This is a genomic window from Mesorhizobium sp. WSM4306, assembly GCF_007003975.1.
Classification (GTDB): Bacteria; Pseudomonadota; Alphaproteobacteria; order Rhizobiales; family Rhizobiaceae; genus Mesorhizobium.
This window is the reverse complement of sequence record NZ_VFTC01000003.1, coordinates 18990-38326: the sequence shown is the minus strand read 5'-3', so window position 1 is coordinate 38326 and position 19337 is coordinate 18990. Positions and strand designations below refer to the sequence as shown.

At 59.5% G+C, this 19337-nt stretch carries 20 protein-coding genes and 2 pseudogenes; 7 read left to right on the top strand and 15 right to left on the bottom strand.

The genetic code is table 11. From position 1 onward, the window contains the following. Positions 1–14: 14 nt before the first annotated feature. The 6 genes from FJV77_RS05785 to FJV77_RS05760 form a co-directional block, all read right to left on the bottom strand. Positions 15–815, bottom strand: a complete 801-nt coding sequence (locus tag FJV77_RS05785) for a TIM barrel protein (RefSeq protein WP_142865900.1) — start codon at positions 813–815, stop codon at positions 15–17. Positions 816–850: 35 nt separating this feature from the next. Then, positions 851–1810, bottom strand: coding sequence for a sugar phosphate isomerase/epimerase (locus FJV77_RS05780; RefSeq protein WP_142865899.1), 960 nt, complete (start codon positions 1808–1810; stop codon positions 851–853). After that, on the bottom strand, positions 1807–2811 hold the full coding sequence (locus tag FJV77_RS05775; protein ID WP_142865898.1) for a Gfo/Idh/MocA family oxidoreductase: 1005 nt from the start codon (positions 2809–2811) through the stop codon (positions 1807–1809). The genes FJV77_RS05780 and FJV77_RS05775 overlap by 4 nt, the downstream gene beginning before the upstream one ends. A gap of 194 nt (positions 2812–3005) precedes the next feature. Beyond that, on the bottom strand, positions 3006–3809 hold the full coding sequence (locus FJV77_RS05770) for an ATP-binding cassette domain-containing protein (protein ID WP_142865897.1): 804 nt from the start codon (positions 3807–3809) through the stop codon (positions 3006–3008). An 8-nt stretch (positions 3810–3817) separates the two neighbouring features. Continuing rightward, positions 3818–4873: an ABC transporter permease gene (locus tag FJV77_RS05765; RefSeq protein WP_142865896.1), complete on the bottom strand. Its 1056-nt coding sequence runs from the start codon at positions 4871–4873 to the stop codon at positions 3818–3820. A 69-nt stretch (positions 4874–4942) separates the two neighbouring features. Then, positions 4943–5908 carry a substrate-binding domain-containing protein gene (locus tag FJV77_RS05760; RefSeq protein WP_142865895.1) on the bottom strand — a complete coding sequence of 322 codons (966 nt, stop codon included), beginning with the start codon at positions 5906–5908 and terminating at the stop codon, positions 4943–4945. 316 nt (positions 5909–6224) lie between these two features. On the opposite strand from FJV77_RS05760, the gene FJV77_RS05755 reads away from it, so the two are divergent. The 3 genes and pseudogenes from FJV77_RS05755 to FJV77_RS33360 form a co-directional block, all read left to right on the top strand. Beyond that, the gene (locus FJV77_RS05755) at positions 6225–7268 is read left to right on the top strand and encodes a LacI family DNA-binding transcriptional regulator (protein WP_348643811.1); all 1044 of its coding nucleotides are present in this window, start codon (positions 6225–6227) and stop codon (positions 7266–7268) included. Positions 7269–7485: 217 nt separating this feature from the next. After that, positions 7486–7857 carry a hypothetical protein gene (locus tag FJV77_RS32625; protein WP_210246347.1) on the top strand — a complete coding sequence of 124 codons (372 nt, stop codon included), beginning with the start codon at positions 7486–7488 and terminating at the stop codon, positions 7855–7857. Continuing rightward, positions 7742–8113, top strand: a pseudogene (locus tag FJV77_RS33360) (GMC oxidoreductase); the annotation flags it as partial. The gene FJV77_RS32625 and the pseudogene FJV77_RS33360, both read left to right, overlap by 116 nt. A gap of 55 nt (positions 8114–8168) precedes the next feature. On the opposite strand, the gene FJV77_RS05745 reads toward FJV77_RS33360, so the two are convergent. Genes FJV77_RS05745 through FJV77_RS05715 form a run of 7 tightly spaced genes read right to left on the bottom strand, consistent with a single transcriptional unit; the run spans position 8169 to position 15654 of the window. Further along, complete coding sequence (locus FJV77_RS05745) at positions 8169–8708, bottom strand: NADH-quinone oxidoreductase subunit B family protein (RefSeq protein ID WP_142865893.1); 540 nt, start codon at positions 8706–8708, stop codon at positions 8169–8171. Between the two features lie 19 nt (positions 8709–8727). After that, complete coding sequence (locus FJV77_RS05740; RefSeq protein ID WP_142865892.1) at positions 8728–10245, bottom strand: nickel-dependent hydrogenase large subunit; 1518 nt, start codon at positions 10243–10245, stop codon at positions 8728–8730. Positions 10246–10264: 19 nt separating this feature from the next. Beyond that, positions 10265–11716: a hydrogenase 4 subunit F gene (locus FJV77_RS05735; protein WP_142865891.1), complete on the bottom strand. Its 1452-nt coding sequence runs from the start codon at positions 11714–11716 to the stop codon at positions 10265–10267. Continuing rightward, the gene (locus FJV77_RS05730) at positions 11713–12375 is read right to left on the bottom strand and encodes a hydrogenase-4 component E (RefSeq protein WP_142865890.1); all 663 of its coding nucleotides are present in this window, start codon (positions 12373–12375) and stop codon (positions 11713–11715) included. The genes FJV77_RS05735 and FJV77_RS05730 overlap by 4 nt, the downstream gene beginning before the upstream one ends. Beyond that, entirely contained in the window at positions 12375–13331 is a 957-nt protein-coding gene (locus tag FJV77_RS05725; protein ID WP_142865889.1) for an NADH-quinone oxidoreductase subunit H, read from the bottom strand. Before FJV77_RS05725 ends, FJV77_RS05730 begins: the two co-directional genes overlap by 1 nt. Beyond that, positions 13322–15340, bottom strand: a complete 2019-nt coding sequence (gene hyfB / locus FJV77_RS05720) for a hydrogenase 4 subunit B (RefSeq protein ID WP_142866126.1) — start codon at positions 15338–15340, stop codon at positions 13322–13324. Before hyfB ends, FJV77_RS05725 begins: the two co-directional genes overlap by 10 nt. Beyond that, the gene (locus FJV77_RS05715; RefSeq protein ID WP_142865888.1) at positions 15340–15654 is read right to left on the bottom strand and encodes a helix-turn-helix transcriptional regulator; all 315 of its coding nucleotides are present in this window, start codon (positions 15652–15654) and stop codon (positions 15340–15342) included. The genes hyfB and FJV77_RS05715 overlap by 1 nt, the downstream gene beginning before the upstream one ends. Before the next feature lie 289 nt (positions 15655–15943). Between FJV77_RS05715 and FJV77_RS05710 the strand changes: the two genes are divergently transcribed. Then, positions 15944–16687, top strand: a complete 744-nt coding sequence (locus tag FJV77_RS05710) for a fused MFS/spermidine synthase (RefSeq protein ID WP_142865887.1) — start codon at positions 15944–15946, stop codon at positions 16685–16687. Positions 16688–16923: 236 nt separating this feature from the next. Here FJV77_RS05710 and FJV77_RS05705 read toward each other — a convergent pair. Both FJV77_RS05705 and FJV77_RS05700 read right to left on the bottom strand, forming a co-directional pair. Then, positions 16924–17685: pseudogene (locus FJV77_RS05705) on the bottom strand (YoaK family protein); the annotation flags it as partial. 115 nt (positions 17686–17800) lie between these two features. Next, the gene (locus FJV77_RS05700; RefSeq protein ID WP_142865885.1) at positions 17801–18073 is read right to left on the bottom strand and encodes a helix-turn-helix transcriptional regulator; all 273 of its coding nucleotides are present in this window, start codon (positions 18071–18073) and stop codon (positions 17801–17803) included. 54 nt (positions 18074–18127) lie between these two features. On the opposite strand from FJV77_RS05700, the gene FJV77_RS05695 reads away from it, so the two are divergent. The 3 genes from FJV77_RS05695 to FJV77_RS32210 all read left to right on the top strand — a co-directional run bounded on the left by FJV77_RS05695 (position 18128) and on the right by FJV77_RS32210 (position 19027). Continuing rightward, positions 18128–18385 (top strand): hypothetical protein, encoded by a 258-nt coding sequence (locus tag FJV77_RS05695; RefSeq protein ID WP_142865884.1) that lies wholly within the window; start codon positions 18128–18130, stop codon positions 18383–18385. Then, positions 18382–18594 carry an alkylphosphonate utilization protein gene (locus FJV77_RS05690; protein ID WP_142865883.1) on the top strand — a complete coding sequence of 71 codons (213 nt, stop codon included), beginning with the start codon at positions 18382–18384 and terminating at the stop codon, positions 18592–18594. Before FJV77_RS05695 ends, FJV77_RS05690 begins: the two co-directional genes overlap by 4 nt. 133 nt (positions 18595–18727) lie before the next feature. After that, entirely contained in the window at positions 18728–19027 is a 300-nt protein-coding gene (locus tag FJV77_RS32210; RefSeq protein ID WP_185970202.1) for a hypothetical protein, read from the top strand. Positions 19028–19337: the final 310 nt, after the last annotated feature.

Here is a 19337-nt window from a genome sequence, read left to right as displayed (position 1 = left end):
GAAAGTGGCTGACTTTAGACGGTGAAGGCCTGGCGGAAGCGGCTGAGCGCGAGTTCGTCGTCGCCCGACGGCCAGGCTTCCATGCCGACAACGCCGCGATAGCCCATCGCGTCAAGGGCGCGGGCGATGGCCGGATAGTTGATCTCTCCGGTACCGGGCTCTGTGCGCCCAGGAACGTCGGCCACCTGGATCTCGCCAATGTGGGGAAGCGCCAGGCGGCAGAGCCCGATCAGATTCCCTTCGCCGATCTGCGCATGGTAAAGATCGAGGTTGAGCTTGAGCGACGGCCGGTTGATGGACGACACCAACGCGATCGTGTCGGCGGCCCTGGCGAACGGCGTTTTCGGGTGGTCGACGGCCTCGTTGAGGTTTTCGAGAACGAAGGTCACGCCTTCCCGCTCGCCGAGGTCGGCGATGCGCTCGAGGGTGTCGCGGGCCTTGAGCCACATGGCGCCGGTCACCACCTCCGACTTGACGACCGGAAGACCTTGGCTGTCGAGCCCGGTGCCGTGCAGGTTGAGCCGCGGGCAGTTCAGTTGCTTGGCGACTGGGATCGAGAGTTTCGCCGTCCTGATCAACTCGTCCGCGCCCGCGTCATCGGCAAGCGTCCCCGTGACATAGCCGGTCATCGAGGAAAACGAGGCGCCGGACTTGGCCAACGCGGCGATGTCGTGCTTCGTCCAGTCCCAGATTTCGGCGACGAAGCCGAGTTCGGTGATCCGCTTGAGGCGGTCGAGCACGGGCAGCGAGCGGAACACCATTTCCGCGCAAACCGCCAAGGTAAAGGGTCCCGAGGTTGCTGGGGCCGTTGTCATCATCAATATCCTGTTTCGAGGTTAGATTGTTGGCCTCAAATATCTTGTGGTTTGTAGTCGGCCGGAGCGGCAGGCATGACACCCTTGAGCAGCGCGACGGATTTTTCGAGCCCTTCCAGCGAGTTGAGGACCACGTCCTCGTGCTCGATGGAGAGCCAGCCGTCGTAACCGGCCATTCTCAGCCGGTAGCAGAACTGCCGCCACCATTCCTCGCCATGGCCGAAGCCGAGCGTGATGTAGGACCAGGAGCGGGCGGGAATATCCATCAGGCTGCCGTTTTCGAGCAGGCTGGCAACCGCCTGCTTGGGAGCGTTGAGGAACGTATCCTTGGCGTGGACGTGATAGATGGCATTCCCTAGTGCGTCCGCCGCAATCAGCGGATCGGCGCCCATCCAGAAGAGATGCGAGGGATCGAGGTTTGCACCGATGATCGTGCCCACTTCGCTCCGTAGCTTGAAGAGCGATGGGACATTGTAGACGCACTGGTTGCCATGCAGCTCCAGCGCGATCTTCTCGACGCCGTTTTCCCTGGCCAGCGCGACAATCTCTCTCCAGAAGGGAAAGAGCTTCTCTTCCCACTGGTATTTCAGGATGGCTTGCGTTTCCGGCGGCCAGGAGGAGACGACCCAGTTCGGCATGGTATCGGTTGCGTTTCCAGCGGGAAGACCCGACATGGTACAGACGGTCCCGATGCCCATCTCACCCGCCACGCGAATGGTATCCTTCAAACCCTCGCCCTGTGCCGGATCGGTCGGGTGCAGCGTATTGCCATTGGCGTTGAGGCTGATCACCTGCAACCCGCGATCCGAAAAGGCCTTCAGAAAATCGCGCTGGGCGGCCTTGTTGCCAAGCATGGACTTGAGATCGAAATGTGGAGCGGTCGACCAGCCACAGGTATTGACCTCGACGCCGGAGACGCCCAAGCGCACCGCATGGTCGAGTAGTTCGTGGAAAGGGAGTTCGCCGAGGCTGTCGGATACGAAACCCAGTTTCATGCGTAGAACTCCGGTTTTTCAATCATGGAAACGAGCTGCCTGCGCCCTTCGATGAGGGCTCTGACGCCCGCTTCGGCCACCACGGCGGCGGCATAGCCTTCCCAGCTGCTCGACGCGATGGCGGGGAATTCGCCCGTCTCGACAAAGCGCAGGAAGGCGCGGTTCTGGCGGCGATAGGCTTCAAAATAGCGGCCGCGCCAGTCTGCCTCGTAAGCCGCATGGGTGCCGAGCGCTCGGTCCAGCCGGCTATAGGCCACATGGTTCGTCGCGATGCTGGCCTTCTCACCGACAAGTTCGGCGCGCACGTCATAGCCATAAGCGGCGTTATTGTTGATCTCGATATTGACGATCTGGCCATCGGTCGTTTCCAGAACCATGACGACCGGGGCGACCAGCCCATCAGAGCGCTTCGCCTGGAAGGCCGAGATTGCGACATATTCTGTGCCCAGCACGTGTCGCACCACATCGAATTCGTGGGGAGCGGAATTGGAAATCGCCATGGCGCCGGTGAAATCGGCGGCAGGCGTTTCCACATTGCGGTGGAAATTATGCATCATCAGCGGGCGGCCCAGCGTGCCATCGGCAATGGCGCGCCGCATCTCGACATAGGACTGGTCGAAGCGCCGCATGAAACCAACCTGCACGAAGCGCTGGCCGGCTTTCTGCTCGGCCTGCATGACCGCGAGGCATTCGGCGGACGATTGCGCAAGGGGCTTTTCGCAGAGCACCTTCTTGCCGACCCGGATGCAGGCGAGCGACAGCGGCGCATGGGTAAAATCGGGGCTTGCCACGATGACGGCATCCACATCGCTGCGGGCAATCACGCCTTCCGGATCGCTGGCAACATCCTCCGCGCCATAGGCATCAGCAACCTTCCGGGCACGGGCCCCATCCATGTCGCAGACGACCTGTAGGCTGGCGCCGGGAAGTTCCTCGGTGACGATCTTCGCGTGATCGGCTCCCATCAATCCTGCGCCGATGACGGCTATTCTCGTTGTCATGCTATTCGCCCTGAAACCGGGTTTGAGAGAATTTGCGAACGGACCGTTGCTTGCGACCCGGTCGCTTTGCTGCGGGGGAGTGTGGAGCACTCCCGTCCTGCGTTGCAGGTGGGCTTTGCAAAATACCCCCTGCGGGAGCTCAGGCCCGGCAACTGGCGGAGTGTTCCCGCCGGCCCATGAGTTGGCGGCGGCGGTTAACCACCTTGGGTTTCCATATTTCCTTCGATGCTTGCCTCAAGATCCGCCATGGATTCGCCACCCGCCATGAGGTCGGCAATATGCTCCCGCGTCTTCTCGCCCTTGCGGAAGTCGGCGGCGATGGCGCCACGGATAAGGACAGCGAAATGGTCCCCGACAGCCATGGCATGCATGACCTGATGGGTAATGAAGACAACGGCCAGGCCACGGCGCTTGGCCTCGTTGACTATGCGAAGCACATGCGCCGCCTGCTTGACACCGAGGGCTGCCGTTGGCTCGTCAAGGATCAGCACGCGAGCCCCGAAATAGACTGCCCTTGCTATGGCCAGCGACTGCCGTTCACCACCGGAAAGCCCGCCGACCAGGCGATCACCGTCGGTGATCCGTGTAATGCCCATCTTCTGGACTTCCTCAACGGCGACGCGGTTGGCTCTTTTGCGGTCGAACACCCTGAATGGGCCGAAACCCTTCGTCGGCTCGGAGCCCATGAAGAAGTTCCGCCCGATGGACATCAGGGGGTACGTGCCGCCAAACTGGTGAACCGTCGCGATGCCGCGCTCTTGCGCCTCGCGCGGGCGGGAGAAGACTGTTGTCTCGCCATCCATCAGGATTTCGCCGCGCGTGGGCTGACAGACACCAGACAGCGTCTTGATCAGGGTCGACTTACCGGCGCCGTTATCGCCGAGAAGGCACAGCACTTCGCCTTCACCCACTTTCAGACTAATACCGCTGAGAACGTCAATCGGACCGAAGGACTTGTCGACATTGCGCAGTTCGAGAACGGGTTTCTTATCGGACATTGTCGTTCTCACTTCTTCTTGGTCCCGGACCAGCTGGTCGCCAGATGACGGAAAGTGTCGTTTAGCAGAACCGCTATCAGAAGCATGACGCCGATAATGAGGAAGGACAGGTTCCGGTCGATCTCGGTAAAGCCGATTGCTTGAGTCACGATTGACAGGGTCAGCACGCCGAAGACGATGCCCATCACCGTTCCGAAGCCTCCAGTCAGCAAAACGCCGCCCACGACGACAGAGATGATTGTGTTGAAGATCAGCCCGAAGTTTGCCTGTGACGTGGCCGAACTGAAGGTCATGACCTGCAAGACGCCAGCAAAGGCGGCCGAGGTCGAGCACAGCATGAAGAGCGCAATCTTCAGCCGCGCGACCGGAATGCCAGCATTCCGTGCACTTTCCTGATCACCGCCCAAGGCGAAAACCCAGCTGCCCTTGGGCGAATAATGCAGGAAGAATGCGAAGGCGGCGATGAGGCCTGCCCACCAAAAGACTGAGGAATTGAAGCCATAGACCTTGCCGCCAAAGAGCGATTTCGCCCACTCCGGAGGATGGTGGAAAGAATTCGTGTTGTTGATAAAGAAAATAGACAGAAAAAGAGTCAAACCGGCGACGGCAAAGAGCGTAGCCAACGTCACGATGAACGACGGTACCCGGGTACGCGTGACGATAAAGCCGTTAATGAAGCCTATGAGCGCCCCAATGGCCAAGGCCGCCGCCACACCGATTACCTCCGGCATCTGATAGTGTTCACAAATGATGGCTACCGTCATCGTCGCGGCAGGCAGGACCGCGCCGGTCGAGATATCCAGCTCGCCGGCGATCATCAGAAATCCGACGGGGATTGCGATCATGCCGATAAGAGACGCAAAGTTCACCCAGGTCGTGATCCCTGCGACGGATAGGAAATTACGGCTGTACCCGAAGATCGAAAAGAGGATGAAAACAGCCACAAATCCCATGAGAGCACCGGCAGCAGGACTGCGGAAAAAGGCCTTGAATGAAGAACCGGCTGATGAGCCTGCAGCGCTTGTGGTGTTGACGGGATCATTGGTTGAGTTTGGTTCGGTCATCGGGCCTCAATCCTCATGTTGCTTTGAGTAGACCCGACCAACCGCGCGGCCGGGTCCTTACAAGCAGGCTCAGCGTGCGCCGAGCTTCACGCCCTCGATGGCCGAAGCGACATTGGAAGCATCGACGATAGCGGGACCGGTCAGAACCGGCTTCGTTGCAATCGCCGTACCAAACTTGAGGTTGGCGAACAGCATGGAGGTTGCAAGGAACCCTTGCAGGTAGGGCTGCTGGTCGATCGCGAAGGTCTGGGTACCCTTCGAGATGCGGTCCAGAACCGAGGCCGACATGTCGAAAGTTCCGAGCTGGATCTTGCGGCCCTGGCCCTGCTGTTCGATGGAATTGGCCGCAGCGTCGGCCGCCCATGCAGCCAGGGTAATGACAGCGTCGATCGAGGTATCCGCGATCAACTCGGACTTGATGGCTTCCGAGGTGCCGTTCATGTCCTGATCGAGGTTTGCAGGGACTCGCAGGATGAAGGTGTCGGCCCCAGCTGCCTTGGCACCGTCCTGAACGCCCTTGCAGCGGGTTTCCAAATTCACGGCGCCTGGGTTCTGAATATGGCAAAGGATCTTCTTGGCACCGTGTGAGGCAAGGTACTTGCCGCCTTCGACACCGGCGAGATACTCGTCCGAGCCGAAATAGTTCAGTGCGCCGTAGTTGCCCATTTCGCTTTGACCAGCGTTAAAGGGCACGATGACGACGCCTTTGTCTCGGGCAGCCTTAAGAGCCGGAGTTTCCGATTCCGGCAGCCAGTTCGGGATAGCAATTCCCTTCGCGCCCTGGGCCACGGCCTGCTCGATCAGCGAGGCCAGGTCCGGGCCAAAGTTGTCGTAATTCTGTGTCTGCATGAAGTTGACGGTGCCACCGTTCGCTTCAACCATAAGCTTCGCGTCATCGACCCCCTTCTTGACCATGTTCCAGAAGCCGTCCTGGGCCGAGCCCACGATGACAGCGATATCCTTGTCTCCGGCATAGGCGCTGGAAGCGAGCATTGCTGCCATAACCGCTGCCGCGATCTCTTTGGTGAAATTCATGTCGAAATCCTCCCTCAGGTCAAAGCCACATCATTGCGGCTCGAGATATGGTTTTTGCCGATCAGCCGTTTAGGCGTGCAGGCACTCACACTTCCGCAATCCCGGCGCAGAGGCGCTGGATTACATCCTTCAGTTTTTGCGATGGGCCTCCCCCAAAGCGTTGACGGCTTGAGATCGTCGAGCGCTGTCAACCACACTTGCATGCATTGTTGACATCTTTCAGGTCAACGCAGATCATAATAACTTCAAAAATTCGTCTCAAATCACTTCGCAATATTCAGATCATGAAATGATTTGATGGCACCTCCGCCCGAAAATGGAATTAATTGATATGAAGAGGCCGACCATCCCAGACCTTGCGAAGGCTGCAAGCGTGTCGGTGTCAACGGTAAACCGCGTTCTCTATCAGCCTGGGTCAGTCCGGACCCACACTCGGGAGCGCGTGTCGGCAGCTGCCGAAGAGATCGGGTTTTACGGTCTGGGTACGATCAAACATGCCGTTAAAGCGCCGCAAATTACGCACCGATTCGGCGTTCTCCTGCAGCGCAAGGAACGTACTTTCTATCGAATCTTGGGCGATGCGATCACCCTAGCCGCCGAGGCCTACTCGGGGGGCCGTATCGACTTGACGCTGGAGTTTCTTGAAGACTTAACTCCTGAAAAGGTCGCATCGCATATCATATCTTTGGGTGAACGGTGCGAAACCCTTGCAATCGTTGCGCCACAGCACCCGGTTGTCGCTGATGCCATCGACAGCGTTCTGGAGAAAGGAGTTCCGGTTGTTTCCCTCATCGGTCCACTGACAGCAAAAGGGAATATCAGTTTTGTTGGCCTCGATAACTGGAAGGTGGGACGTGCTGCGGCGTGGGCTTTCGACCGGATGGTGCGGTTTCCCGGAAAGATCGGCATCCTCGTCGGAAGCCATCGGCTGCGCAATCAAGAGATGAACGAAAGCGGGTTCCGCTCCTACTTCCGCGAACACAATTCTGGCTTCACGTTGCTTGAACCGCTGCCGACTTATGAATCCGCAGTGGTCGCGAGGGAGCACGTGGAAAAGCTACTGACAGACCATCCGGACATGTGTGGACTGTTTATTTCCGGCGGAGGTGTTACCGGCGCCATCGCTGCACTTCGTGCCACCCCCAAGCGAGACGACTTTGTCGTTGTGGGTTATGAACTTTTTGAAGATACGCGTGCCGCATTAATCGATGGCACGATCTCCCTGATCATATCGCATCCCATCGAGCGCTTCGCGTTCGAAACAATCGCAACTCTGATAAAGGCGAAAAGCGCCGGTCGCGACGCTGGCGTATTTCGGGTAACCTTCGGATTCGATATGCACAGTCCAGAGAGCGTTTGAAGATATTCGGGATATTCTCTTCACCCGAAAATGGTCGGTCTCAAATCCTTGCAGGGGATATTCTGTAAGCGCGAGCTTCTGGCTTGATATGGCTTTCAGGCGCGGCGCAAGAGGGACGGCTTTGCTTGGTTCCGGCGTTGCTGATCGATGGTTTTATGATGGCACAGTCGTTGGCATTCATCGAGAATCTAGCTGAACCAGAAAGCCGGCGTTGTTCTTGCCTGACGATCCCAGAGAAAGGCAACGTGTTCGCGCTCTTGCTGATGCCATTGCCATGGAGATCCACTCGATCTGTAACCTAGGCGTCAGTGCGGATGTGATGGAGCTCACAAGTGGAGGAGACGCCGCGCGAAGTGATTGGATGCAGAAATTCATCGGCGATGGGCTGCGGGCGTTTGAAGCGATGCTGGAGCATCTTTTGATCCACGCGCAGCAGCCTCAGATAATTCCTGATCCGCCGGTAGCTCGTGTCAATGAGGGGGTTGTTCAGGCTCGCGACGATGGAGCCGCAGCTCGCGCAGCCGGGGCTATCTCGAGCTTCGCTCGGCCGATCCCTACGAGCAGCCCAAAATTCAGCTCAACCTGCTGACGATCCCTACGACATCGAGACGTTGATGGCGGGCGGCCGGATCGCCCGGGCCGCGCTGAATTCGACGGTGTTCGCGCCTTTCGTCACGGGCGAACTCAAACCTGGAAAGGACGTGCAGACGGACGACGAATGGATCGCCTACATGCGTGAGAACGCCAGCGGCAGCTACCATCCGTGCGGCACATGCAAGATGGGCATCGATCCCATGGCGGTCGTGGCGCCGGACCTCAAGGTCATCGGCGTCGAAGGCCTGCGCGTCGTGGATTCTTCCATCATCCCACTAGTGGCGGAAAAGCCCTCCACATCGATAGTCAATTTCGGGCAACGCCGGCCTTTGAATTCACTCCCTCAAGCAAGGCGAGCAGGCCTTTCAGAATTTCGATGGGCGGTGGCGGGCAGCCTGGAATGTGCAGATCGACAGGCAACGCCTCCGACACTCCGCGCACCACGGCGTAGCTGCCGGCGAAACAGCCGCCGTTCTGGGCGCAATCGCCGAGCGCGACCACCCATTTGGGGTTGGGAGTTGCGTCGTAGGTCCGCTTCAATGCCTCGCGCATGTTTTTGGTCACCGGCCCAGTGACAAGCAGGACATCGGCATGGCGCGGCGATGCGACGAACCGGATTCCAAAACGCTCGATATCGTAGAAAGCGTTGTTGAGCGCGTGCATCTCGAGTTCGCAACCGTTGCAGGAACCGGCATCGACTGCCCGGATCGACAGGCTTCGCCCCAATCTTCTATGAGCAACCCCATTGAGGGCGCGTGCGAGCTCGTCAACCGCCGCGTCGCTCGCTCGCGGCGGACGTTCGGTCAGCGGCGGGCGTATCAGGCTTTCGAAGAGGAGCTTGCGCATGATGGCTTGCCTTGGACCCTTAGAGGTCGTGTCCTGAATACGAGCAGTTGAACGATTTGTTGCATAGTGGGAAGTCGGCGACGATGTTGCCTTCGATGGCCGCTTCCAGCAGCGGCCATTGAAACCATGACGGATCACGCAGGTGACAGCGCTCGACCAGGCCGCTTTTACCAATGCGCAGCCAGGCCAGAATGTCGCCCCGGAAACCCTCGACGAGCGCCATGCCTTCATGCGGGCCGCCTGTCTGTGCAAAGTCGACACAGATCGGTCCACCCGGCAGCTGGCGCAGGATTTGCTCGACCAGGGACAAGCTCTGCTCGACCTCGTGAATGCGAATCCAGACACGGGCGTTCACGTCGCCTTCCTGGAGGAGAGGCACATTGAAGTTGAGCGCGTCATAGGGAGGATAGGCCAGACTGCGTCGCGCATCAAAGTCCCGACCGGAGGCCCGGCCGACATACCCTCCGGCGCGATATTGTCGAGCGAGTTCCACCTTCAGCCGCCCCGTTGCGACTGTCCGATCCTGCAGCGACGCGGTGTTGTCGTAGAGTTCTACAAGCGCCGGAAACCGCTGTCTGATCTCTGCGATCAGAGCCCAGATCGCTGTTGTCCCCTCGTCGTTTAGGTAGGTCGCCACTCCTCCAGGCACGACGCGGTCGCGCATCAAACGATGGCCGAAGGCAGCATCGCTTGCCCGCAATACGCGCTCGCGCAGCACGCCGCAATGGGCATGCATGAGTGCGAAGGCGGCGTCGTTGCAGATGGCGCCGATGTCGCCCAGATGGTTGGCAAGACGCTCCAACTCGGCCATGAGCGCTCGCAGCCAGACCGCGCGCGGAGGAACCTCGATACCCAGGGCCGCTTCGACCGCGCGGGAAAAAGCAAGGGAGTATGCCACGGTACTGTCGCCAGAGGTTCTGCCCGCCAGCTTGGCGGCATGGTCGATATCGGATCCCGCCATCAAGCCTTCTATGCCCTTGTGCGTGTACCCTAGGCGTTCCTCCAGCCGGACGACCGTTTCGCCGCTCGCTGTAAATCGAAAATGCCCTGGCTCGATGATGCCGGCATGCACGGGCCCGACTGGGATCTGATGCAGGCTTTCCCCCTCGGCAGGCAGGAAATGGTAGGGGGGCGCCGTCGCAACAGAGGTCCGCGCGCGGGCACTCAACGGAAAGCTGATGCCCCAGTAGCCATGATCAAGCCACCGTCGCGTATCGGGCGCGCCTTGCGGCAAGAGCCCGAACAGGTCCGCGGCCGCACGTTCAAGGCGCAATGCGGGCGGATGCAGCAAGCCGACCGATGGGTAGCGGCCATCCGGACATAGCAGGCTGACAATGCCGATGTTCCCGACGGCCTCGTCGAGTAGTGCCATGTGGACGGTGCCTGGTTCGCCCCAAAGACCGAGCAAGCTCCAGTGACCCTCAGCCAGTTGCTCGACGGCAAAGCTCCATTTTTTCGAAGTCACCACTGCGCGCGACCACGGGAAATGGTTGTCGACACCCTTGCCAGCAAGGATGAGGTCGGTCAGTGCGGGCATGTTTTTTCTCCCATCCGCTTCATCCTAGAAGGTTGGCGACATGCTGGAACCATATGACCAGCGGTGGTGGCAGATAGATGCCGGCGGCAAACACAAGCGCTAGGTGGGAATACATCGGAACGTAGGACGCCTCGGCCGGCGCGGTGCTGCCTCGCGGTTCGCCGAAAGCGACGCCGGTCAACCGAAGCAGCAGGGCGCCGAAAGCGAGCAGAATCCCGAATACCAACGGCATCGCCAAAAGGGGCTGCCTTGCAAATGTCGAACTCACGACCAGGAATTCGCTCATGAAGATGCCGAGCGGAGGGAGGCCGGCAATGGCAACGACGCCGATGACGAGCGCCCAGCCAAGCCCCGGATGCGTTTCCGTCAGCCCCCGGATATCGGCGATGTTCTGTGTTCTCTTGATCTGGGCGATGTGGCCGACCGTGAAAAAGATCGCTGACTTGGTCAGGCTGTGCATGACCATGTGCAGCAGTCCGGCAAAATTGGCGAGCGGGCCACCCATGCCGAAAGCGAACACGATGATGCCCATGTGCTCGATGGAGGAGTACGCGAACAGACGTTTGATGTCGCGGCGGCGGTAGAGCATGAAGGCCGCGAAGATGAGGGAGGTGAGCCCCATCGTGATCATCAGCGGCCCAGGCGCGATCGCGTCCGGGCTAGCCGCGAGCAGCAGCTTGAAGCGCAGTACCGCATAGAGCGCGACGTTGAGGAGCAGTCCTGACAACACCGCTGAAATCGGCGTCGGGCCTTCCGCGTGCGCGTCGGGCAGCCAGGCATGCAAAGGCGCAAGACCAACCTTCGTCCCATAGCCGAGCAGCAGGAAGACGAAGGCGACGTTCAGCAACGCCGGGTCGAAGCGCGCTGCGTGCTCGATAAGCACTGTCCAGACCATGGCATTCGTGCCTTCGCCAACAATAGGCTGCGCGGCCATGTAGACGAGGATGGTGCCGAAGAGGGCAAGCGCAATGCCGACACTGCCGAGTATGAAATACTTCCAAGCCGCCTCCAGCGCCTCGTGCGTGCGGTAGATGCCGACCATGAGCACCGTAGTCAGCGTGGCAAGTTCCACCGCCACCCACATCAAGCCGATATTGTTCGACACGAACGCCAGGTTCATGCCGAACATCATGATCTGGTACATTGCATGATAAAATCGCAAATTCGCCGCCGTCAGCCGTCCGGTATCCAGTTCGTGCGCAATGTAGGAGGCGCTGAACACACTGGTCGTGAAGCCGACGAACGTGTTGAGCACGATGAAAACGATATTGAGATCGTCGACAAGCAAATACTGACCGGGCTGTGGCCGATCCGTGACGAGAAGCGACACCGCAGCGAGCAAGGTCAGCAAGCTCGCGGCGACATTGAGGCCAGCCGTTATCCGATAGTTGGGCAGGGTCGCCAGGAGTGCGGCCGCGCCGACCGGTATCAGCAAGACGGCGGCCACTGCATCGAGGGAAAACGCGGTCAACGGTGTTCCCCCCTGTAGTCGTCGAGCGCGCCGACATCGACCGTGTCGAATCTCTCGCGTATGCGAAACAGGAAGACGCCGATGACAATGAAGGCGATCAGAATCGAGAAGGCGACACTGATCTCGACAACCAGCGGCATACCCTTGGCGCCCGTGGCGGCCAGCACCAGGCCATTCTCGAGCGACATGAATCCGACAACCTGGCTGACGGCGTTCCGGCGGGTGACCATCACCAGGAGTCCAAGCAGTATGATGGACAGCGCAAAGGCAAGATCCTCGCGGGCGAGGGGGTCGGCGTCGGGAGTGACCCGCAGCATCAGCACCATGGACAGGGTCACCAGACCTATTCCGGCAAGCATGGTTGGACCGATCCCGACGGCGGTCTCGATGTCGCGATGGATGCCGAGCCGCTGGATGATGCGGTGCAGGCCAACAGGAATGATGATCGCCTTGAAGATGAGGGCGATCGCTGCCGTGACATAGAGGTGATGGGCGTCCTGGATGTAGGCCTGCCAGGCCACGGACAGGGCAAGCACGATTGCGTGAAGTGCAAAAACGTTGATCAGGGCGAAGAGGCGATCCTGGTACAGCATCATGAAGCTGACCAGCACTAGGCCGCCGGCAAGCAGATGAGCGATGTCGAAGGTGAGGCCGTTCATCAGAGGCTCCGCGAGACGAACAGCAAGAGCGTGCCGAGCAACGCCAGCATGAGGGCTGCGCCCAAAAAATCCGGGACGCGGAAAACGCGCATCTTGGCGATCGCAGTCTCAAACAAGGCGAGGAGAATGCCGCACAAGGCAAGCTTGCCAAGATAGGCCACGGCACCCAAAGCAAGTGATTTCGGCCCAGCCCCGACACCTGCTAGCCCCCAGGGGAGGAAGACGCAGGAAATCAGCGACACATAAAGCAGGAGTTTGAGGAAGGCTGCGAACTCGATCATCGCCAGATGACGACCGGAATATTCCAAGACCATCGCCTCGTGGACCATGGTGAGCTCCAGATGGGTCGATGGATTGTCCACTGGTATGCGGGCGTTTTCTGCGACCGCCACCATCACGAGAGCGATGAGCGACATTCCGAGCGATACCCGCAGGCCGACCTGCGGCGAGCCCATGAAGGCGGCGACCGTGGACAACTGTGTCGCTCCGGCGACCAGCGCCAGGCTGAACACAATGAGCAGCATGGCGGGCTCGGCCAACGAAGCGATCATCACTTCGCGGCTCGAGCCTATGCCGCCGAAGCTCGTGCCGACATCCATCCCTGCCAGCGCCAGGCAGAATCGGGCGCTTCCCAGCAGCGCGACAATAGCTATGAGATCCGCGGTCCAACTGAAAGTGAGCCCGGTTGCGAATGTCGGGATAAGCGCAGCCGCGACCCAGGTGGCGGCAAAGATCAGATAAGGTGTCACGCGAAACAGCCAGGATGCGTTGTCCGCCAGAACGACTTCCTTTCGCATCAGCCGCAGGAGATCTCGGTAGGGTTGGATCAGGGATGGACCCTGGCGGCGCAAGAGTCGTGCCTTCACCTTGCGCACAAACCCGGTCAGGAGTGGCGCCAGCAAAAGCACCAGCATCATCTGTGCGCCCTGAACGGCCAACTCAAGGATCAGGGCCATAGTGCGAGTACCAAAAGCAGGACAATGAGAAAGAGAAATACAAGGGTTAGGTAGCGTCTGATCGTCAGGAACTGCAGATGGTTCAGGTGGTCGGTCGCAAAGTCGATCGCCCTGCCGATAGGCAGGTAAAACGTTTCCCAGATCACATCGTGGATTTCGACAGTCAAACGAGCCGGGCCAGTTTCGCCAGGCGCCGGCAGTTCGACTTTTTCCCGCGCGCGGAATGCGAACGTGCCGAAGACGCGTCGAATGGGCTGTGCAAAGCTTACCGATGTATACTGCGCGGCAGGTGTTACGTCCGGGAAGCCGCAACCCCAGGCCGGGCCGCGGCGGAGCGCATGTGAGGCGAAGCGGTGAATGACGAATGCCGCGAACGATGCGGAGACTGCAATGAACAGGAACACCAGCAGGCCGTTGTAGGAGCTACGGCTTTCGGCAATCGGTACGATCGAAAGCCAAGGCTGCGCCATCTGCACCGGCATGCGGCTGCCGACGAGCGAAAGCGTCACAGGTGAAAGGCCATCTATGACTAAGCCGGGGAGAATGCCGGCAAGCAGACAAAATCCGGCGAGGGTGAACATTGCCGCCAACGAATAGCGATCAACTTCATGCGCACGTTCCACTGCCGAGGTCCGTGGTCGGCCCAGAAACGTGATTCCGAAGGCCTTTACGAAGCAGGCCGCTGCCAGCGCCGCCGACAACGCCAGCAGGCCGCCAACGGCGGGCACCATCACCTTCAAGCCCCATTGCGGCAGATCTGGGCTCTGCAGGACGGCCTGAAAGGCCAGCCATTCGGAGACGAAGCCGTTGAAGGGCGGAAGCGCCGAGATCGCCACGCAGCCGACGAGAAAGGCAAAACTGGTCAACGGCATACGGTGGATGAGACCGCCCAGTTTCTCCATGTCCCGCTCTCCGGTTGCCGTCAGTACGGCGCCCGCGCCGAAAAACAGCAGGCTCTTGAAAAAGGAATGGTTGAGGACGTGAAACAGCGCGGCGGTGAGCGCCAGCGCCGCGGCCGATGGCATGGCGTTCGCCTTGAAGGCCAGAGCAAGGCCAAGGCTGACGAAGATGACGCCGACGTTTTCGATGGTGCTATAGGCAAGAAGCCGCTTCAGGTCCTTTTCCATCAAGGCGTAAAGAATGCCGAGAACCGCCGTCAGGCCGCCCAGGAAAAGCACCACAACGCCCGACCACCATGCCGGCTCACCGAGCAGGTCGAAAATGACGCGTATGAAGCCGTAGATGGCGACCTTGGTCATGACGCCGCTCATCAGAGCCGAGACGTGGCTTGGCGCGGCCGGGTGAGCGAGTGGCAGCCATATGTGCAGCGGTATCAGGCCAGCCTTTGAGCCGGCGCCCAGCAGCATCAGAGCCAGGACGAAAGCAGCGACGAGCGGGGTGGAAGCGGCGGCACGCATCGCTTCGAACGTGTAGTTTCCGCTCGGGCCAGCCAGCAGTCCGAACGCAAGCAGCAGCGCGAGCGTGCCGAAGCTCGCCATCACGAGATAGATGTAGCCCGCTCTCGCATTGTCCTGCTCGCGATGGTGCGCCATGACGAGCGCCCAGGAAGCGAGCGACATGAATTCCCAGGAAAGCAGGAAAGTGAAGGCGTCGTCCGCCAGCACGACCAGATTCATCCCGGCGAGGAAGGTAGGGAAGAACGGCAGCACCCGATGCGGCGCAGACTCGTGCCTGCCGTAGCCGAGGCCGTAAAGACTGGCCATGGCGCCGCCGAAATCGACGACGACGAGGAAAAAGGTCGAGAGCGCGTCCAGACGGAAATGGGCGCCAATCCATGGTAGCCCAAGCGGCAGCGCGACAGTCGACGGGGTTACGGGATCATCGGCGATACGGCTCGCGAGAACCAGGAGCACGGCCGCCGATATGCCTAGCGTCAGGCTGTAGATCAGGCGTGTTCCCGAGCCCGATCCGTGGCTTGACGCAATCGCAAGCACCGCAGTTCCCAGGAGCGCAGCAACGCCCCACAGGAGGACCGCGGCCCCCGAAATCACGCCACGCTCCTCACAGGGAATTTGGCGTCCGCATCGACCCCGCCCAGAATTTTGGCGGGATCAAAATCTGCTTTCAGCCGCACGCCGCGCCCGCCGATTTGGCTGGAGGCGCCTTCAGCAATCAATTCGACGCCGGCGAGGTCAAGCGCCCCGATCAGCTTCACTAGGGAATCGACGTTGCCCCGGATAATCGACTCACTGGCTTCCATACGTTGAATTGTCGGCACCGAAAGGCCGGACAATTCGGCAAGCCTGCGCTGGTCGATGCCAAGGAGCGCCCTCGCGGCACGCAACTGTGGAGCAGTTATCACGGTCGCATCCCCTTTTCGATCAGCTTTGACATATTATCTCTAAGCGCTGCAGCATATATTAAAATGCGGTGCATTCAAATAATGATGCGTGACGCATCTGTCTCGAAGTTGTAGAAAACTGGGAGATACGAGTTGGGAGGCGCTGAGCCTCGCCGAATGGTTGCCCTGCAACTGCGAAGCTGAGCCCGCTGCAAAATGACGGGCGAACCCCTCGGCTCCGCATGAAGGGGCCAGCGAACGGAAAACCAGCCGAGCGGCGGATTTAGGAATTGGCTGTGATGACAAGGTCATGATCCGGGTTGCGAAATATCATACCGATTTCGGCAACATCGAAGTTCTGCGGGCCAAGGACTCCGGTTCGTTCATTTATCGCCAAGGTGGCTGCTATCAAAGCGAGTGCGATCCGAATGGCGTCAGCGTCGTGCCCTATATACACGCCATCTTTGGTCTCCTCGCACAAGCGCGAGTGTCCGATGTCCTGATCATCGGTTGTGGCGGTGGCAGCCTGGGCACGATGCTGGATAGGGTTGGTGTGCGTGTTACGATCGTCGACATCAATCCAAAGGCTTTCCAGATCGCCCGGAAGTACTTTGGGTTACCTCTTGGAGTTCACTGCCGCATCTCCGACGGGCGGGATTTTTTGCGCGCCGGCCGTCACCGCTACGACGCTATCGTTCTGGACGCATATTCCGGGCGGCGCATCCCAGATCACTTGTGCGCCGAGACATTCTTCGGCTTGGCGCAGACGCGTCTCAAGAATTCTTCCGGTATTCTGATCGGTAACGTTCATGCTCGTCACGACCTCGACATCATGCCGGATCGCGTTGCTGTAAAGCTCGCCAATATCTGGGCGGATGTGAGACTGCTCGATATCCGCGGCGCTCCGGATCGCAACGCACTCGTCATGGCAGGCAAGGTACGGAATCTCGTCCAGCCAGTGCTGCTGATACCGCCGTCAGTCGGAGCCGAGGAGATCGAACAGGAGCTTGGCCTCCTGGCGTTCAGGCCTTGGCATGTACTACGAGCTGCCTAAGGTGCGGCGCCACTGACAAAGCATGAGCCGAACGCCAAGTCATACGGGGTTCTCGATTGCTTCTCTCGCCAGCCAGTTGCGAAGGTGGCGCACTGCGGGCCGCTGCAACGCTTCGGAGGTGGCAACGGCATAATAGGCGAACCGTGTTGGCCATCAATCTTGTCGCCAGCCATCGCGAATGTGCCGCCAAATCCGGCATGTGGCAAAGCCCTGTCGCGCTACTACCAGAGCCGCTTCATGCGGATAGACACATCTTCCAGGACTGGCATGGAGGCCAGCACAAGGAGAATGGCGGCGAGAAACAATGTCGCCGCAAAGCCGATGTGTTTGAAACCCACAGCGCCGATGACGCCGCCGATAAAGAACAATGCTACGAGCGACGCAAGCAGTCTCAGCTTTCTCCGGTCTGCTTTCACGAACAGTCTGTCCGAGTCATTGCCTGAGATGTTCCAGTAAAGCAGCTTGCCGAGTTCGATGCCCATATCCGTCACCAGGCCGGTGACATGCGTCGTCCGGATTCTGGCTTCCGATAGCTTGGTGATGATGGCGTTCTGCAACCCCATGATGAAACAAAGCAGCATCACCGTTATTGGCACAAACAGCGCTTCATGACGCGCAAGATGGCCGCCGAGCAGACCGAAACAGATCAGCAGGATCGCTTCCAGGACAAGCGGGAATGCGTACTCGCCCTGTAGGCCCTGCCGCCTTCCCCAGTTGACCAGGACTGCCGAACAGGCCGCGCCTGTGACAAACGACAACAACGCCCCCAACCCGGAAAGCGCCAGTCCGACATCGCCGAGTGCCAAATGGTCCGCCATCGACGAAACGATGCCGGACATGTGGGACGTGTACTGCTGAACAGCCAGGAAGCCGCCAGCGTTGGCGGCTCCTGCGATGAACGTCAGGAAACGGGCGAGATGCCGGTCGGTTCTTTCGCTTCGTTCCTTTCCGGTCAACCGACGCAGATACAGGATCATGAGCGAACCTTGTCTTTCCATGCGGAAAAGCAGGACCGCAAGCTGATGTGCCGGGAAAGGCTCATTGAGTGTTTCTGGAGAAGGGAAGACAAAGGGGGCGGTGAATGCGTGGCGTCGACGCTGTGCTTTGCAGGGCCTAGTTTGGCTTGCCCGGCAGCGTGTCTGGATGGCGGAACCTGACACCACGGCCGCCATCGTCGCTGCGCACATGTTCGCTGAGAAGCTCGACGCCGGCGCGGTTCAGCGCGTTGATCACTTTCATCAAGCTATCGACAACGCCTCGCACATTGCCCTGGCTGGCTTCCATTCGTTGGATCGTCGGCAGCGAGATGCTCGCCATTTCCGCCAGGGTTTTCTGGTCGATGTTGAGAAGGGCGCGGGCAGCACGAAGCTGGGAAGCAGTGATCATTGGGTATCAGCGTCTGAATATGAGAAATGATATTCATCATGGTATCATTGACGTATGAAACATCAATACAAAGCGAAGAAATATTGGTCGGCCCTTGGCACGACGGGGCTCGGCAATTATCGTCTCCGCATGACTCAACGCTACGAACCTTTCCAGGAGCCGACCGGCACCTGGACCGTCAACGATGCTTGGACCGGACGGCCCGCCGAGATGGGCAGCCGAACCATCGTTGGAATGAACCAGCACGATGCCGAGGAACTCGCCGATCTCCTCAACGGATTGAATGCACAAAGGCAGGAAGCGAAATCATGAAGGTCAAAGACAGCAACGGCACTCCGCTGAGCGAAGGAGATTCCGTCACGCTCATTAAGGATCTCAAAGTCAAGGGGACGTCCGTCACCCTGAAACGCGGAACGCTGATCAAAAACATCCACCTCACGGGCAATGAAGATGAGGTCGAGGGTCGAGCCGAGAAGGTCAAGAACCTGGTTCTGCGGACAGAGTTTCTGAAAAAGGCGTAGGGAAGCGGATTTCCCCGCCGGCACACAACGTCCTATTCTCATCCTCATCCAACCCGGCCGCCGATACCCGCTACCTGCGGGTGATCGGTTTCTTCAAGATGCCATCCTCGGGTTCGATCACATCGAACGTGCCATGCAACGTGCCGGAGCTCTGCAGCGGGGCGAGCACGGTGAACTCACAGTTGGCGTCAGCGTGCCTTTTCATCCTATTGGCGCTGGAGTCTCGCGCGCTGATAAACAGCCCGGCAAAGCTATCGATCGCGTTGCCACCGACGTCGGAACCTTCCTCTCCGCCATCGAGGTTCCCATCAGAAAAAACTCCTCCCGCCAGCGGAAGGCCATGCTGGTGGTGATCCCCATGGCGCCGAACATCTTTGCTGATACCGGGCACATCGAGCGAGGCGCACTTGCGGGAGAACCTGGCCGCTGCTGATCTTTCGCTGCCGCGGGAGATGCTGTTGCGGATTGGCCAAGCGGTTCAGTAGGAGGTGAGCTAGGCGAAGTTGGTGAGAGTTTCTCATCACTCCACGGCGAAATGCGAGCTGTCGGCCCTGCAGTAACATCGGATGATCAACGTGAAGGTCGATCGCAAAACTCCGCCCGCTGACGATGGCCGCTTTCTAGCCATCCGTCCGTAAGGATGACCGTCCGGTTCCGGCCCCATTTCGGTCATTCACTAAGAGGGATTTCCGGGCGACCAGCGCCTACATCGTCTATATTTCCGAGCCGACGGATCATTCGCG

Excerpts from the sequence above, each read along its gene's own strand:
- FJV77_RS05700 (WP_142865885.1), bottom strand. The coding sequence starts at position 18,073 with ATGATCACTGCTTCCCAGCTTCGTGCTGCCCGCGCCCTTCTCAACATC.
- FJV77_RS05785 (WP_142865900.1), bottom strand. The coding sequence starts at position 815 with ATGACAACGGCCCCAGCAACCTCGGGACCCTTTACCTTGGCGGTTTGC.
- FJV77_RS05780 (WP_142865899.1), bottom strand. The coding sequence starts at position 1,810 with ATGAAACTGGGTTTCGTATCCGACAGCCTCGGCGAACTCCCTTTCCAC.
- FJV77_RS05770 (WP_142865897.1), bottom strand. The coding sequence starts at position 3,809 with ATGTCCGATAAGAAACCCGTTCTCGAACTGCGCAATGTCGACAAGTCC.
- FJV77_RS05775 (WP_142865898.1), bottom strand. The coding sequence starts at position 2,811 with ATGACAACGAGAATAGCCGTCATCGGCGCAGGATTGATGGGAGCCGAT.
- FJV77_RS05710 (WP_142865887.1), top strand. The coding sequence starts at position 15,944 with ATGATCCGGGTTGCGAAATATCATACCGATTTCGGCAACATCGAAGTT.
- FJV77_RS05690 (WP_142865883.1), top strand. The coding sequence starts at position 18,382 with ATGAAGGTCAAAGACAGCAACGGCACTCCGCTGAGCGAAGGAGATTCC.
- FJV77_RS05745 (WP_142865893.1), bottom strand. The coding sequence starts at position 8,708 with ATGCGCAAGCTCCTCTTCGAAAGCCTGATACGCCCGCCGCTGACCGAA.
- FJV77_RS05760 (WP_142865895.1), bottom strand. The coding sequence starts at position 5,908 with ATGAATTTCACCAAAGAGATCGCGGCAGCGGTTATGGCAGCAATGCTC.
- FJV77_RS05755 (WP_348643811.1), top strand. The coding sequence starts at position 6,225 with ATGGAATTAATTGATATGAAGAGGCCGACCATCCCAGACCTTGCGAAG.
- FJV77_RS32210 (WP_185970202.1), top strand. The coding sequence starts at position 18,728 with ATGCAACGTGCCGGAGCTCTGCAGCGGGGCGAGCACGGTGAACTCACA.
- FJV77_RS05725 (WP_142865889.1), bottom strand. The coding sequence starts at position 13,331 with ATGGCCCTGATCCTTGAGTTGGCCGTTCAGGGCGCACAGATGATGCTG.
- FJV77_RS05765 (WP_142865896.1), bottom strand. The coding sequence starts at position 4,873 with ATGACCGAACCAAACTCAACCAATGATCCCGTCAACACCACAAGCGCT.
- FJV77_RS05730 (WP_142865890.1), bottom strand. The coding sequence starts at position 12,375 with ATGAACGGCCTCACCTTCGACATCGCTCATCTGCTTGCCGGCGGCCTA.
- FJV77_RS05740 (WP_142865892.1), bottom strand. The coding sequence starts at position 10,245 with ATGCCCGCACTGACCGACCTCATCCTTGCTGGCAAGGGTGTCGACAAC.
- FJV77_RS05695 (WP_142865884.1), top strand. The coding sequence starts at position 18,128 with ATGAAACATCAATACAAAGCGAAGAAATATTGGTCGGCCCTTGGCACG.